General features: G+C 72.7%; 14 protein-coding genes. 9 read left to right on the top strand and 5 right to left on the bottom strand.

Annotated elements, in window-relative coordinates; genetic code table 11:
• From UK12_RS29680 to UK12_RS29670, 4 genes are all read right to left on the bottom strand, one after another.
• Positions 1-293 (bottom strand): Maf family protein (locus UK12_RS29680; protein WP_045306285.1); only part of this gene is annotated, 293 nt, incomplete at its 3' end.
• Positions 294-365: 72 nt separating this feature from the next.
• Positions 366-494: a morphogenic membrane protein MmpB gene (gene mmpB / locus UK12_RS44615; protein ID WP_269432054.1), complete on the bottom strand. Its 129-nt coding sequence runs from the start codon at positions 492-494 to the stop codon at positions 366-368.
• Positions 495-643: 149 nt separating this feature from the next.
• Positions 644-862 (bottom strand): acyl-CoA carboxylase subunit epsilon, encoded by a 219-nt coding sequence (locus tag UK12_RS29675; protein WP_045306288.1) that lies wholly within the window; start codon positions 860-862, stop codon positions 644-646.
• Positions 863-914: 52 nt separating this feature from the next.
• Positions 915-2,504 carry an acyl-CoA carboxylase subunit beta gene (locus tag UK12_RS29670; protein ID WP_045306284.1) on the bottom strand — a complete coding sequence of 530 codons (1,590 nt, stop codon included), beginning with the start codon at positions 2,502-2,504 and terminating at the stop codon, positions 915-917.
• A 375-nt stretch (positions 2,505-2,879) separates the two neighbouring features.
• Between UK12_RS29670 and UK12_RS29665 the strand changes: the two genes are divergently transcribed.
• The 4 genes from UK12_RS29665 (at position 2,880) to UK12_RS29650 (ending at position 7,618) form a co-directional block, all read left to right on the top strand.
• Positions 2,880-3,773 carry a biotin--[acetyl-CoA-carboxylase] ligase gene (locus tag UK12_RS29665; protein WP_231591440.1) on the top strand — a complete coding sequence of 298 codons (894 nt, stop codon included), beginning with the start codon at positions 2,880-2,882 and terminating at the stop codon, positions 3,771-3,773.
• Positions 3,774-3,979: 206 nt separating this feature from the next.
• Positions 3,980-5,086 (top strand): adenylate/guanylate cyclase domain-containing protein, encoded by a 1,107-nt coding sequence (locus UK12_RS29660; RefSeq protein WP_045306283.1) that lies wholly within the window; start codon positions 3,980-3,982, stop codon positions 5,084-5,086.
• A gap of 149 nt (positions 5,087-5,235) precedes the next feature.
• Positions 5,236-7,056, top strand: a complete 1,821-nt coding sequence (locus UK12_RS29655) for a GGDEF domain-containing protein (RefSeq protein WP_231591439.1) — start codon at positions 5,236-5,238, stop codon at positions 7,054-7,056.
• 181 nt (positions 7,057-7,237) lie between these two features.
• The gene (locus UK12_RS29650; RefSeq protein WP_045306282.1) at positions 7,238-7,618 is read left to right on the top strand and encodes a hypothetical protein; all 381 of its coding nucleotides are present in this window, start codon (positions 7,238-7,240) and stop codon (positions 7,616-7,618) included.
• Positions 7,619-7,649: 31 nt separating this feature from the next.
• Here the strand turns inward: UK12_RS29650 and fdhD are convergent, their stop codons facing one another.
• Positions 7,650-8,477 carry a formate dehydrogenase accessory sulfurtransferase FdhD gene (gene fdhD, locus UK12_RS29645; protein WP_045306281.1) on the bottom strand — a complete coding sequence of 276 codons (828 nt, stop codon included), beginning with the start codon at positions 8,475-8,477 and terminating at the stop codon, positions 7,650-7,652.
• Positions 8,478-8,667: 190 nt separating this feature from the next.
• Between fdhD and hutH the strand changes: the two genes are divergently transcribed.
• The 5 genes from hutH to UK12_RS29620 form a co-directional block, all read left to right on the top strand.
• A complete protein-coding gene (gene hutH / locus UK12_RS29640) occupies positions 8,668-10,248 on the top strand; it encodes a histidine ammonia-lyase (RefSeq protein ID WP_045306280.1) in 1,581 nt (526 codons plus the stop codon).
• Between the two features lie 346 nt (positions 10,249-10,594).
• Positions 10,595-11,464, top strand: coding sequence for a MurR/RpiR family transcriptional regulator (locus tag UK12_RS29635; RefSeq protein WP_045306279.1), 870 nt, complete (start codon positions 10,595-10,597; stop codon positions 11,462-11,464).
• A 290-nt stretch (positions 11,465-11,754) separates the two neighbouring features.
• Positions 11,755-12,099 (top strand): hypothetical protein, encoded by a 345-nt coding sequence (locus tag UK12_RS29630; protein WP_156179005.1) that lies wholly within the window; start codon positions 11,755-11,757, stop codon positions 12,097-12,099.
• 172 nt (positions 12,100-12,271) lie between these two features.
• Positions 12,272-13,939, top strand: coding sequence for a urocanate hydratase (gene hutU / locus UK12_RS29625; protein WP_045306277.1), 1,668 nt, complete (start codon positions 12,272-12,274; stop codon positions 13,937-13,939).
• A partial coding sequence (locus tag UK12_RS29620) for an allantoate amidohydrolase (RefSeq protein ID WP_045306276.1) occupies positions 13,936-15,074 on the top strand: 1,139 nt, incomplete at its 3' end. The genes hutU and UK12_RS29620, both read left to right, overlap by 4 nt.

The raw sequence follows: 15,074 nt of genomic DNA, 5'->3' as shown, positions 1-15,074 counted from the left end.
ATGGACTGCCAGCGGGCCAGCGCCTCGGCGGCGTCGGCGGGCTTGCCGAGGGCCTGGCCGTCCAGTTCCAGGACGGAGTCGCAGCCGATCACCAGCTGGCCGTCGGTGAGCTGGGAGGCGACCGCGCGGGCCTTGGCCTCGGCCAGGACCAGGGCCAGCTCGCCGGGGGTCGGTGCGCTCAGCGCGTCCTCGTCCACACCGCTGACGATCACCTGCGGGTCCAGGCCGGCCTGGCGCAGCAGCCCGAGCCGGGCGGGGGAGGCGGAGGCGAGGACGAGGGTGCGGTTGGTCATGCGGCCAAGCCTATGCGGTCCGGCCGCGGGGCCGGCCGGGGAGCGGTCGGATCAGGCCGGGGTGCACCCGGATCAGAACAGCATCAGCGCGACGGCGGCCACCAGCAGGAGGGTGGCAAGGATCGGACCGGCTCGGCGCAGGCGCTCCTGCACCTGCCGGGTTTCGGGCGAGGGCTCGTCCCGGGGGTCTGACCAGAGCACCCGTCCAGCCTGCGTCGGAGGGTGTGCCGGGCGCTTGAGTATCCGTACTCAGTTCGTCCGTATTTCTGCTGCGCACATGACACATCAGTGTCAGGTCGTGACCGCTCACCTCCCGTGGGTACGCAGGAAGTGAGCGGTCACTGCCGGAGCTACCCGGCCCAGCCGGAGGTGCGCCAGGCGTGGGCGCCGTGCTGCGGGATGCGGCGCATCCGCCGGGCCCGGTCGTTCCATGCGGAGGCCGGGCCGCCCGCCCGTCGGGCCGCCTCGGCGGCGGCCTGTGCGGCGGCGGCCCGGGCTTGGACCACCGCCAGGACGGTGGCCAGCTCCTCGGGGGTCGGCTGCCCGTGCAGCACCTGAATCGGAGGCATGCTCACATCCTCTTCCTGTTCGGACCGGTGCGAAAGTGTGCGAAAGGTCCGGCTACAGCGGGATGTTGCCGTGCTTCTTGGGCGGCAGTACCTCGCGCTTGCCGCGCAGCGCCCGCAGCCCGCGCACGATGTGCCGACGGGTCTCGCTCGGGGCGATCACGGCGTCCACGTAGCCGCGTTCGGCGGCCAGGTAGGGGTTGAGCAGGGTGTCCTCGTAGGAGGCGAGCAGTTCGGCGCGCTTGGCGTCGGCGGTCCCGGTGGCGTCCGCCTCGGCGATCTCGCGCCGGTGCAGGATGTTGACCGCGCCCTGGGCGCCCATGACGGCGATCTGCGCGGTCGGCCAGGCGAGGTTGAGGTCGGCGCCCAGGTGCTTGGAGCCCATGACGTCGTACGCGCCGCCGAAGGCCTTGCGGGTGATCACGGTGATCAGCGGGACGGTGGCCTCGGCGTAGGCGAAGATCAGCTTGGCGCCGCGGCGGATGATGCCGTCCCACTCCTGGCCGGTGCCGGGCAGGAAGCCGGGGACGTCCACGAACGTGAGCACCGGGATGTTGAAGGCGTCGCAGGTCCGCACGAAGCGCGCGGCCTTCTCGCTGGCGGCGATGTCCAGGCAGCCGGCCAGGTCCATCGGCTGGTTGCCGACCACACCCACCGGGTGGCCCTCGACCCGGCCGAAGCCGGTGATGATGTTCCCCGCGTACAGCGGCTGGGTCTCCAGGAACTCGCCGTCGTCCAGGATGTGTTCGATCACCGTGTGCATGTCGTACGGCTGGTTCGCCGAGTCCGGCACGAGGCTGTCGAGTTCCAGGTCCTCGTCCGTCACCGAGAGGTCGGCCTGCTCCGGGTAGACCGGCGGGTCGGAGAGGTTGTTGGACGGCAGGTACGACAGCAGGTTCTTGACGTACTCCACCGCCTCCTTCTCGTCGGCGGCCAGGTAGTGCGCGTTGCCGGACTTGGTGTTGTGGGTGCGCGCGCCGCCCAGCTCCTCCATGCCGACGTCCTCGCCGGTGACCGTCTTGATGACGTCGGGGCCGGTGATGAACATGTGCGAGGTCTGGTCGGCCATCACCACGAAGTCGGTGACGGCGGGGGAGTAGACCGCGCCGCCCGCGCACGGGCCCATGATCAGCGAGATCTGCGGGATGACACCGGAGGCGTGCACGTTGCGGCGGAAGATCTCGCCGTACAGGCCGAGCGAGACCACGCCCTCCTGGATCCGGGCGCCGCCGGAGTCGTTGATGCCGATGATCGGGCAGCCGGTCTTCAGAGCGAAGTCCATCACCTTGACGATCTTCTCGCCGAAGACCTCGCCCAGCGAGCCGCCGAAGACGGTGAAGTCCTGGGCGAAGACGGCCACCTGACGGCCGTCGACCGTGCCGTAGCCGGTGACCACTCCGTCGCCGTACGGCCGGTTCTTCTCCTGGCCGAAGTTGGTGGAGCGGTGGCGGGCGAACTCGTCGAACTCCACGAAGGAGTCCTCGTCCAGCAGTTCGGCGACCCGCTCACGGGCGGTCAGCTTGCCCTTGGCGTGCTGCTTCTCGACTGCGGCCGAGGAGCCGGAGTGCACCGCCTCGTCGAGCCTGCGCCGCAGGTCGGCGAGCTTTCCGGCGGTGGTGTGCGGGTCGTACGGCGCCTCGGTCATCCGGTGGCTCTCCCTGGTCCATGTGCCGCGACCTGTTCGGTTCTGCGCGTGAGGGCGCGTGCGGGCAGGGCGGCGCTGCGAACTACCGTTGGGTAGCGTAGCCAGCGCGGGCGGCTTCCGGTTATGGCCAGCGACACAGTGTGTTCACCGGAGTTTCTGCGGGACGATGGGGCGGCCTACGGCCACCCGCCGCTCCGGCCGGGGTCCTGCCGGCTCCCCGCACCCAAAACCGACCTCCCTCGCCCCGACCGGCTCCCCGGAGCCCTGACGGCTTCTCCCCGCCCCTGGAACGCTCCTCCGCCCCCGGAGGATTGCGCCGCGCCCAGATGCATCGCCCGGCAGGCCGTCAGGCGCCACCGTCGGTACGCTGGCCCGGTGACCGACCCCTCCCGCCCCCGCCGCAGCGGCCTGCGTGGCTTCGGCCACGACGGCCCCTCCCCCTGGACCGATCTGGAGCGCCCGCCGCTGGACGGCGCCCGGCTGCGCCGCGACCTCGTCCGCCCGGACGGGTTCTGGACCGCCGTGGACGTGGTCACCGAGACCGGCTCCACCAACACCGACCTCGCCGCCCGCGCCAAGGAGGGCGAGCCCGAGGGCGCCGTCCTGGTCGCCGAGTCGCAGAACGCGGGGCGCGGCCGACTCGAACGGCAGTGGAGCGCCCCCGCCCGCTCCGGTCTCTTCCTCTCCGTGCTGCTGCGGCCGACCGACGTGCCCGTCGAGCGGTACGGCTGGCTGCCGATCCTGGTCGGTGTCGCGGCGGCGACCACACTCGGACGGGTGGCGGAGATCGAGGTCGGCCTGAAGTGGCCCAACGACCTGCTGGTCACCGTGGACGGCGCCGAGCGCAAGGTGGGCGGCATCCTCACCGAGCTCAGCGGCGGCGCGGTGATCGCCGGACTCGGCGTCAACGTCTCGCTGCGCGAGTCCGAACTGCCCGTCCCCACCGCCGCTTCGCTGATGCTGGCCGGGGCCGAGGTGGCCGACCGGGAGACCCTGCTGCGTGCTCTGCTGCGGGAGTTCGCCGAGCTGTACCGGGAGTGGGTGGCGGCGGCCGGCGACCCGCACGCCAGCGGACTGCTGCCCGCCTACACGGCGCGCTGCACCACGCTGGGCCGGCCCGTCCGGGTCCAACTCCCCGGCGGGCGCGAGCTGGTCGGCGAGGCGGTGGCGGTGGACGGCGACGGCCGCCTGGTGGTCCGCACCCCGGAAGGCCAGCGCCAGGCGGTGGCGGCGGGGGACGTCGTGCACGTACGGCCGGAGCAGGCGTGAGCGCGGGCGCGCCGGGAGGCGTGGCGGGGTCCTGACGGGGTTCCGATCCGGCCTTGTCCCGGCCGGATGCCCCGGATTACGTGATTCCGTGCGAACATTCCACCTGGCAGCGGTGTGAGGCGCGCCACTACCCGAGCGGTGGTCGGGGCGCCCCTGGGACAGGTCAGGACGAGAGGCAAGTGCGGCAACCGCACGGGGATGGACCGGTGGTAGGCGAAAACGTCGGCGGCAACGGCGGCAACGGCGACACGACGGATCCGGACGGTCAGACGGTCGCGCTGGACCTGGAACGGCTGATCCTCGACGCACCGCGCCGGTACACGCCGTACCAGGCCGCCCGCGCCGCCGACGTGCCGATGGAGATGGCCACCCGCTTCTGGCGGGCGATGGGCTTCCCGGACATCGGCCAGTCCAGAGCTCTCACCGACGGTGATGTGATCGCGCTGCGGCGGCTCGCCGGGCTGGTGGAGTCCGGGCTGATCAGCGAGCCGATGGCGATCCAGGTGGCCCGTTCCACCGGCCAGACCACCGCGCGGCTGGCCGGCTGGCAGATGGACACCTTCCTGGAGAACCTCACCCAGTCCATCGAGCCCGGCATGACCAGGGCCGACGTCGCCTACCCGCTGGTCGAACTGCTGCTGCCGGAGCTGGAGCAGTTCCTGGTGTACGTCTGGCGGCGCCAACTGGCCGCCGTCACCGGCCGGGTGGTGCAGGCCGCCGAGGACACCGAGATCACCAGCGGCCGGCTCGCCGTCGGCTTCGCCGACCTGGTCGGCTTCACCCGCCTCTCCCGCCGCCTGGAGGAGGAGGAACTGGGCACGCTGGTCGAGAGCTTCGAGAACACCTGTTCCGACCTGATCGCCGGGTTCGGCGGCCGGGTGATCAAGACCCTGGGCGACGAGATCCTCTACGTCAGCGAGGACCCCGCCACCGCCGCCGAGATCGCGCTCAGCCTGGTCGAGGCGCTCGCCAAGGAGGACACCATTCCCGCCCTGCGGGTCGGTATGGCCTTCGGCACCGTCACCTCGCGGATGGGCGACGTCTTCGGCACCACGGTGAACCTGGCCAGCCGGCTGACCTCGATCGCGCCCAAGGACGCGGTGCTGGTGGACGGCGAGTTCGCCGCCGCGCTGGAGCTGAACGGCGGCGTCGTACCGCCGTCGATCTCCGCCTCGGTGGACGGAATGGAGGAGCACCACACGGTCGACGCCTCCGAGCACCGGTTCCACCTCCAGCCGATGTGGCGCCGTCCGGTGCGCGGGCTCGGTCTGGTGGAGCCCTGGCTGCTCACCCGGCACGTCCACGACCTCTGAACCCGGCCTCACCGGATTCGCACACATTCGCCCAGACAAATAGGGCAAAGTCCCAGCAATGGGCCATAGCCTTGGTCCAGGATGGCAGTCCTGGAGCGTTCCGGGGCACTCCCGGGCAGGCCCGGGGCATCAGGGATGAGGCGGAGCCGGTGAGCGAGGCGACCATGACGGAACCCGTGCACGTGTCCGTACCTCCGGCCCTCGACCCGCGCCTGCAGGCCGTCGTCGAACTGGCCCAGGACATGGCGGCCGCGCTCACTCCGCTGGACGCCGTCCGTGCCGCAGCCGTCCGTGCCACCACCGCGCTCGGTGCCACCATGGCCGCCGTCTCCGTCTGGGACCGGGAGTCGGGCCGGCTGCGGGTGCTGGTCAACCACGGCGATCTGGCCCCCGGGGAGGAGGAGCTGCCGGCGGACGAGTCCTACCCGGTCGCGGACTTCCCCGAGATCGTCACCTATCTGGAGGAGCACTGGACCACCGGCCGCCTCCCGCGCGCCTGGGTGCAGACCGCCGAGAACATCGAGGCTCCGCACTCCGTGCACGCGCACCCGGGCGCCGGCGCGTTCTGCCAGCAGCGCGCCGTCGGACTGCGCCGGCGCGGGCGGGAGTGCTGCCTGGTCGCACCGATCGTGCTGCACGGCCAGGCCTGGGGCGAGCTCTACCTGGCCAGGACGGTCGGCCTGCCGGTCTTCACCGATGCGGACGCCGACTACGCGACCCTGCTGGCCGCCCAGATCTCCGCCGGGCTCGCCCAGACCGAGCGCCTCGCCGACCTGCGCCGGCTCGCCTTCACCGACCCGCTCACCGGGCTCGCCAACCGCCGTGCCGTGGACGCCCGGCTGGAGAGCGCACTCCAGGCCCACAACCGCGACAACACCGTGGTCAGCCTGGTGGTCTGCGACGTCAACGGGCTCAAGCGGGTGAACGACCAGCTCGGCCACGAGGTCGGCGACCGGCTGCTCGAACGGTTCGCCCACCAGCTCTCGCTGGCCGCCGCCAAACTCCCCGGCAGCCTGGCCGCCCGGCTCGGCGGCGACGAGTTCTGCCTGCTCGTCGAGGGCCAGAAGGCGGACGAAGTCGTCGTGGTGGCCGAGGAGTTGTGCGCCCGTGCACTGGCCCTGGCGGACGGCGAGGGGGTTGCCTGCGGGGTGGCCTCCACCGGCGACTCGATCGGCCCGGTGACCACCTCCGACCGGCTGTTCCGGCTCGCCGACGCCGCCCAGTACCGGGCCAAGGCCGCCCGGGCGGCTCACCCCGTGGTCGCCGGACGGAGCCACGGCCCCGGCTTCACCCCCGACCCGACCGTCCTGCTGGCCGACTCCGCGGACCCGCACCACCGCGCGGACGGCGGCCGCCGCCCCGGCCAGGGCCGCGCCCATTTCGGCGACCGCCGCCGGTTCCGGGGTGCCGCGCACAGCGCCGACCCCGGGCAGCTGCTGGCCGTCGTCCTCGCCTCCCTCGACCAGCACGGCGCGGTCCGCGTCCACCACCCCGCCGACACCCTCAGCCGACTGGTCACCGTCGCGGAGACCGCCGCCCGCCTGCTGGACGCGGTCGGCTGGTGGGTCAGTTACGTGCCGCCGGGCTCGCAGCTGATGCGTACCGCCCAGCACGCCGTCTACCGGATGACCAGCGGGCCGACCAGCAGCGGCGCCGAGACCCAGCGGGCCCAGATCGAGGCCCCCGACGCGGTCTTCGACCTCGGCTACTACCCGCTCACCCGCCGGGCGGTACGCGGGGGGGCCTTCGCGCTGCGGTCCGGCGCCGCCGGGAACGACCCGGCGGAGGAGGCGATGATGGTGGTCAGCGGCTACAAGGGCATGCTCGCGGCGGGCGGCGGCAACGCGGCGGGCGGCTGGCTGGTGGAGCTGTTCGCGGACGAGTCCACCCTGCCGTTCGGTCAGGTCACCGCCGCACTCCGGGCCCTGGTCGCGGTCGCCCTCTCCGGGCCGACCTCGCCACCGCCCTGAGCCGCCCTGAGCCGCCCTGGGTCTGCCCGATCGGCTCTGGGACCGCCCGCTGCCGGGCCCGTCACAGCCCGGGCACAGCTCTGCTTCGACTCTGCCCGGGTTCTGTCGCAACAAGCGTGTGGAATGGGACAGTTGGTGCTGCCGTCGGCCGTCGGGGCCGTGGCGGGAACGGGGGCTCCGCATGCGAACACGTCTGACCGCGGTACTGCTCGCCCTGGCCCTGGCCGTCGGCGGGGCGGTCCTGGCGGGACCGGCGGCGTCGGCTGCGCCGCGGACGGCCTCGGTGCTGACGATCACCCAGGACCCGGCGGCCGCCGACGGAGGCCGGGTGCAGGTGCGGGTGGAGGCGCGGGCCCGGTCGTCCGTCCTGCTGGCGAAGTCGAAGTCGAAGTCGAAGTCGAAGTCCAAGTCCAAGTCGGAGAGCAAGGGCAGGAAGAAGGGCTTCTTCGGCAAGCTGATCGGGGTGGTGTTCGGTCTGATCGCCCTCTTCGTGGTCCTGGTCGCCGTCATCGTGGTGGTGATCGTGGTCCGCCGCCGCAGCCGTCGGCAGAACCACGGTTGACGTACAGCCGGCCGACGGCGGCCGGGGTGGGCTAGTCGACGTCCGGGGTGATCCGGTCCGGGCGGGTGTAGACGTTGGCGCCCTTGCCGCGCAGGAAGCCGACCAGGGTGAGGCCCAGCTCCTCGGCCAGGTCCACCGCGAGCGAGGACGGCGCCGAGACGGCGGCCAGCAGCGGTATCCCGGCCAGGGCCGCCTTCTGGGTCAGTTCGAACGAGGCGCGGCCGCTGACCAGCAGCAGATGCCCCGTCAGCGGTAGCCGGCCCTCGCGCAGGGCCCAGCCGATCACCTTGTCCACCGCGTTGTGGCGGCCCACGTCCTCGCGCGCGCAGAGCAGTTCACCGCTTCGGGTGAACAGGCCCGCGGCATGCAGTCCGCCGGTCGACTCGAAGGTCCGCTGCGCCGCGCGCAGTTGGTCCGGCAGGCGGTACAGCAGCTCGGGGGAGACCGTCAGCGGGTCGCGGTCGAGCGGCCGGCGGATGTGCATCCGTACCGCGTCGACGGTGTCCCGGCCGCAGAGGCCGCAGGCGCTGGTGGTGAGCAGGTTGCGGTGGCTGGAGAGGGGGGTGGCGGCACCGCGCACGGTCGCGTCCACCACGTTGTAGGTGTTGGCGCCGTCGGCGTCCGTCCCGGCGCAGTAGCGGAGTGCGGACAGCTGCTCGCCGCGGTCCACCAGCCCCTCGCCGACCAGGAACCCGGCCACCAGGTCGAAGTCGTGTCCGGGGGTCCGCATGGTCACCGTCAGCGCCTCCCCGCCGACCCGGATCTCCAGCGGCTCCTCCGCCGCCAGCGCATCCGGCCGCGCCGCCCGCTCGTCCCCGTGCAGCCGCACCACCCGCCGCCGCACCGTTGCCCGTGCCATCAGACCTCTGCCTCCCTGGCCTCGTCCTGCCCAGCCTGCGGCATCCGGCCGCCCGCACGGAAATCCGGGCGGTGGCCCGACGCCGTCCGCCGGGAGATGCTGGTGTCCGCCGCCGTCGCCGTTCCGGGTCGGCAGAATCCTTCCGGAACGACGGTTGTCATATCTTCATTCACCTGCTGTGATTATGTATATGGATATGCACAGTGCTGTGGCCCCCGACGCGTCGCTCGTGCTGGTCGGCAAGGCCGACGTCAGCGCCGAGGACGTGATCGCCGTCGCGCGGGGCAATGCCCGGGTCGAGATCGGGCCGGACGCGCTCGCCGAGATGGCGGGTGCGCGGGCCAGGATCGATGCTCTCGCGGCGGAGCCGCGTCCCGTCTACGGCGTCTCCACCGGTTTCGGTGCGCTCGCCGTCCGCCACATCAGCCCCGAGCTGCGGGCGCAGCTCCAGCGGTCGCTGGTCCGCTCGCACGCCGCCGGCATGGGCCCGGTGGTGGAGCGCGAGGTGGTCAGGGCGCTGATGTTCCTGCGGATGAAGACGCTGGCCTCCGGCCGTACGGGCGTCCGTCCGCTGGTCGCGCAGACCATGGCCGCCATCCTCAACGCGGGCATCACCCCGGTCGTCCGGGAGTTCGGCTCGCTCGGCTGCTCCGGTGACCTGGCGCCGCTCTCGCACTGCGCACTGGTCCTGATGGGCGAGGGCGAGGCGTACGGTCCGGACGGCGAGCTGCGTCCGGCCGGTGAGCTGCTGGAGCAGGCCGGGATCGAGCCGGTCGAGCTGCTGGAGAAGGAGGGCCTGGCCCTCATCAACGGCACCGACGGCATGCTCGGCATGCTGGTGATGGCGCTCGCCGACCTGTCCCGCCTGTTCACCACGGCCGACATCACCGCCGCGATGAGCCTGGAGGCGCTGCTCGGCAGCGACAAGGTGCTCGCCCCCGAGCTGCACGGCCCGATCCGCCCGCACCCGGGCCAGGGGCTCAGCGCGGCCAACATGCTCGCCGTCCTCCAGGGCTCCGGCCTGACCGGGCACCACCAGGACGACGCGCCGCGGGTCCAGGACGCGTACTCGATCCGCTGCGCCCCGCAGGTGGCCGGCGCCGGCCGCGACACCCTCGCCCACGCCCAGCTGGTCGCCTCCCGCGAGCTGGCCGCCTCGGTCGACAACCCGGTGGTGCTGCCCGACGGCCGGGTCGAGTCGAACGGCAACTTCCACGGCGCCCCGGTCGCGTACGTGCTGGACTTCCTCGCCATCGCCGCCGCGGACCTGGGGTCGATCTCCGAGCGCCGCACCGACCGGCTGCTCGACAAGGCCCGCTCGCACGGTCTGCCGGCCTTCCTGGCCGACGACCCGGGCGTGGACTCCGGTCTGATGATCGCCCAGTACACCCAGGCCGCCCTGGTCAGCGAGAACAAGCGCCTTGCCGTCCCGGCCTCGGTGGACTCCATCCCGTCCTCCGCGATGCAGGAGGACCACGTCTCGATGGGCTGGTCCGCCGCCCGCAAGCTGCGCCAGGCGGTGGACAACCTCGGCCGGATCCTCGCGGTCGAGCTGACCGCCGCCGCCCGCGCGCTGGAGATCCGCACCGACAACGGCAGCGGGCCGACCGCGCCCGCCACCGCCGCTGCGGTGGCCGCCGCCCGCGAGGCCGGAGTCGGCGGCCCCGGCCGGGACCGCTTCCTCTCGCCCGACCTGGAGGCCGCCGCCGCGCTGGTCGCCTCGGGCGAGCTGGTGCGCGCCGTCGAGCGGATCACCGGGCCGCTGGCCTGACGGCAGGGGTAGGCGGGCATCCTGTCGGGGGCAGTCGGGTGAGCCCTCGGGGGCGCGGGGAACTGCGTGCTGCGGAGGGCTGCCGGGTTGCAACTGGTCCTGTGGGCCAGTTGCAACCCGGCAGCCCGGTGGGGCGGTGCACCTTGCTCCGCAAGGTTTCGGTGGGGATCTTCCGCGCCGCGCAGTTCCCCGCGCCCCTGACGACATGCCCGACTGCCTCGTCGCCTGTCCCGCCGTTCGATACGTCGTTGCCCGCCTGGCAGGACTACGCCACAGTCTTCCCAGCCGCCGTGACCGGTCCTCCGGCCAACGGCGCGCGCTGCAACCGAGCTCGGAGGTACCGCTGATGACCGCCATGGACGAGACCGGCACGGCCGGGCCCTCCGCCCGTCTGCTCCAGCTCTTCGAAGGCCATCGGCTGACCCCGACCCAGCGGCGGATCGCGCACTCGCTGGTCCGGCACGCGGCCGAAGCGCCGTTCCTCTCCAGCGTCGAGGTGGCCGAACTCGCCGGGGTCAGCCAGCCCTCGGTCACCCGCTTCGCCGTCGCACTCGGCTTCGACGGCTACCCGGCGCTGCGCCGGCAGCTGCGCGAACTCGGCGCGGGCGAGCCCGCCGCGCCCGAGACGCCCGCCGACGCGGTCCGCAACGAGCACCAGCAGGCCGTACTCGCCGAGATCGAGCACCTGCGGCACCTGGCCGAGCTGCTCGCCGACCCCGAACCGATCGTCCGGGCCGCCCGGCTGCTGGCGGCGTCCCGTCCGCTGCCGGTGCTCGGTCTGCGTGCCGCCTCGGCCCAGGCCAGGGGCTTCGCGTACTTCGCGGCCAAGGTGCACCCGGACATCCGGCTGCTGGACGAGGGCGGCAGCATGCTCGCCGACCGGCTGGAACAGGTCGCCGCCGCCGGGGCCAGCGCGCTGCTCTGCTTCGCCCTGCCGCGCTACCCGCGCGAGCTGATGGACGCCCTCGCCGTCGCCCGGGACTGCGGGCTGACCGTCCTCACCGTGGCGGACAGCGCCTTCGCGCCGGTCGCCAAGCTCTCCGACCTCCTCCTCCCGGCGGCCGTCGGCACCGGCCTGGTCTTCGACACCGCCTGTGCGCCGATGATGCTCGGCCGGGTCCTGCTGCAGACCATGTGTGACGAAATCCCCGGTGCGGAGGCCAGGTTGGAGGCCATCGAGCACTCGGCGGCGGCCCGCGGCCTCTTCCTGGAGTGAGCTGGACGCGGTGCAGGCGGACCGCCGCCGACCCGGCCGCCCGGATCTCCACGGCTGACGCCGAACCACCCCGTTGGGCAAGGCATTTGACACCGATACGCCCGGCGGCGGACGCGCCCCGACATCGTACGCCCGTGCCCCCGGGGAGCGGTTCAGGTGTGCTCCGGTTCCGCATCGGGCACACCCGTACGGTGTCGGACGGTTGCTGACGGCCCATTGGCGGGCATTCCATCAACAGGCCCCGGTGCAGGGGCCGGACGGGGGAGCCAGCCATGCGTCCGATCCATCAGATGAGACTGACCGGCCGGCTCGCATCGGGGGCCGACGAGTGGTCCTGCCCCACCTGCGGGCGGCGTATCGCGCTGCGGCGTCCGCCCGACCCCGAGTTGGTGGTCCTGGAGACGGGTGACGAGTCCGCCGTCCATGTCGGCCTGATCGAGCCGGACGAGGCCGAGGCTGCCGCCGAGAAGTACGGCCTGGGCCCGATCCAGGAGATCCCCCGTCCGCCCGGATCAGGCGCGCCCCAGGCCGCGCAGCCCGGCGCGGTGCAGCCCGGTGCCGCCACGCCCGACGCCGAGGACCGCGCCTGGCTGGCCGAGATCGGCATCGACTGGGACGGTGGTGCTGCGGCCTGAGGTGTGCTGCACGAGGTCACCGGGCCCCGGGCGGGTACGGATCGCGCTCGGGGCCGGGGGTCGGTCCGGCCCGTTCACAGGACGGCGCCAGGGGTCTGGTCGCAGCCGGTCTGTTTGGATATATTCAGTCGAGTCATCGCTGAATGAATCCATCCGCAAGGAGGTCGGGAGCATGGTGGAGCAGACGAGTGGTCCGCGTGAGGTGCGTGCGGCGCGTGGGACGCAGCTGACCGCGCAGGGCTGGCAGCAGGAAGCCGCGATGCGGATGCTCATGAACAACCTCGACCCCGAGGTCGCCGAGCACCCGTCCAAGCTGGTCGTCTACGGCGGCACCGGCAAGGCCGCCCGCGACTGGCGCTCGTACGACGCGATGGTCCGCACCCTGCAGACGCTCAAGCAGGACGAGACCATGCTGGTCCAGTCGGGCCGCCCGGTCGGCGTGATGCAGACCCACGAGTGGGCGCCGCGGGTACTGATCGCCAACTCCAACCTGGTCGGCGACTGGGCGAACTGGGAGGAGTTCCGCCGTCTGGAGAGCCTCGGGCTCACCATGTACGGCCAGATGACCGCGGGTTCCTGGATCTACATCGGCACCCAGGGCATCCTCCAGGGTACCTACGAGACCTTCGGCGCCGTCGCGGCCAAGAAGTTCGACAACACGCTCGAGGGCACCATCACCCTCACCGCCGGCCTCGGCGGCATGGGCGGCGCCCAGCCGCTGGCCGTCACCATGAACGGCGGCGTGGCGATCTGCATCGACTGCGACCCGTCCCGCATCTCCCGCCGGATCGAGCACCGCTACCTGGACGTCGAGGCCAAGAACCTGGCCCACGCGCTGGAGCTGGCCACCGAAGCCCGGGACAAGAGGCAGCCGCTCTCCATCGGCCTGCTCGGCAACGCCGCCGAGCTGTTCCCGCAGCTGCTGGCGATGGACGCCCCGATCGACATCGTCACCGACCAGACCAGCGCCCACGACCCGCTGAGCTACCTGCCGATCGGTGTCGACTTCGACGACATGGCCGACTACGCGGCCGCCAAGCCCGCCGAGTTCACCCAGCGCTCGCGCGAGTCGATGGCCAAGCACGTCGAGGCGATGGTCGGCTTCCAGGACCGCGGCGCGGAGGTCTTCGACTACGGCAACTCGATCCGCGGTGAGGCGCAGCTGGCCGGCTACGACCGCGCCTTCGCCTTCCCCGGCTTCGTCCCGGCGTACATCCGGCCGCTGTTCTGCGAGGGCAAGGGCCCGTTCCGCTGGGCCGCGCTCTCCGGCGACGCGCAGGACATCTACAAGACCGACAAGGCCGTGCTCGACCTCTTCCCGGAGAACGAGTCGCTGCACCGCTGGATCAAGATGGCCCAGGAGAAGGTGCACTTCCAGGGTCTCCCGGCGCGGATCTGCTGGCTCGGCTACGGCGAGCGCGACAAGGCCGGTGAGCGCTTCAACGACATGGTGGCGTCCGGTGAGCTGTCCGCCCCGATCGTGATCGGCCGCGACCACCTGGACTGCGGCTCGGTCGCCTCCCCGTACCGCGAGACCGAGGCGATGCTGGACGGCTCGGACGCCATCGCCGACTGGCCGCTGCTCAACGCCATGGTCAACGTCGCCTCCGGCGCCTCCTGGGTCTCCATCCACCACGGTGGCGGTGTCGGCATCGGCCGCTCGATCCACGCCGGTCAGGTCACCGTCGCCGACGGCACGGCGCTGGCCGGCGAGAAGATCCGCCGGGTGCTCACCAACGACCCGGGCATGGGCGTCATCCGGCACGTGGACGCCGGGTACGACCGCGCGGTCGAGGTCGCCGACGAGCGCGGCGTGCGCGTCCCGATGGGTGAGCTGTGACCGCTCTCTCGTCCGGGGACAGCTTCGGTCGGATGTGGGCGGAGCTGCTCCCCGTGGGCCGCTCCGCCGCCTCCGGCGGCTACCGCCGGTTCGCCTGGAACTCCGCGGACGCCGAGTGCCGCGCCTGGTTCGAGGAGCAGGCCCGCTCGCGCGGCCTGACCTACGAACTGGACCGCAACGGCAACCAGTGGGCCTGGCTGGGTGATCCGCAGGCCGAGGGGGCCGTCGTCACCGGCTCGCACCTGGACTCCGTCCCGGACGGCGGCGCCTTCGACGGCCCGCTCGGTGTGGTCTCCTCCTTCGCGGCCCTGGACGAACTCCGCTCGCGCGGAGCCGAGTTCGGCAAGCCGCTGGCGATCGTCAACTTCGGCGACGAGGAGGGTGCCCGGTTCGGCGTCGCCTGCATCGGCTCCCGGCTGACCGCCGGGGTGCTGGGCCGCGAGCAGGCGTACGAGCTGCGCGACGCCGACGGCGTCCGGCTGCCCGACGCGATGGAGCGGGCGGGCTACGACCCGACCGCGATCGGCGCGGACGGCGACCGGCTGGCCCGGATCGGCGCCTTCGTCGAGCTGCACGTCGAGCAGGGCCGCCACCTGACGGAGCGCACGCCGGTCGGGGTGGCCAGCGCGATCTGGCCGCACGGCCGCTGGCGCTTCGACTTCCACGGCGAGGCCAACCACGCCGGCACCACCCGCATCGAGGACCGCCGTGACCCGATGCTCACCTACGCCAACACCGTGCTCTCCGCGCGCAAGAAGGCGAAGCTGGCCGGTGCGCTGGCCACCTTCGGCAAGGTCGCGGTGGAGCCCAACGGCACCAATGCCATCGCCTCGCTGGTCCGGGGCTGGCTGGACTCCCGGGCGGCCGACGAGCGGACGCTGGACGCGCTGGTCGAGGAGATCCGGCAGGCGGCGGACGAGCGCGGCGGGCGCGACGGCGTCCGGGTCGAGCTGACCCGCGAGTCGTACACGCCGGTCGTCGACTTCGACGGTCCGCTGCGCGACCGGCTCGCGAAGGTGCTGGGCGGCGTGCCCGTCCTGCCCACCGGGGCGGGACACGACGCCGGAATCCTGGCATCGGCGATCCCGACCGCCATGCTGTTCGTGCGGAACCCGAGCGGAGTCTCGCACTCCCC

The organism is Saccharothrix sp. ST-888, from assembly GCF_000955975.1.
In the GTDB taxonomy this organism is placed as follows: Bacteria; Actinomycetota; Actinomycetes; order Streptomycetales; family Streptomycetaceae; genus Kitasatospora.
The sequence above is the reverse complement of the archived record's forward strand: the minus strand, read 5'-3'. Positions and strand labels throughout refer to the sequence as shown.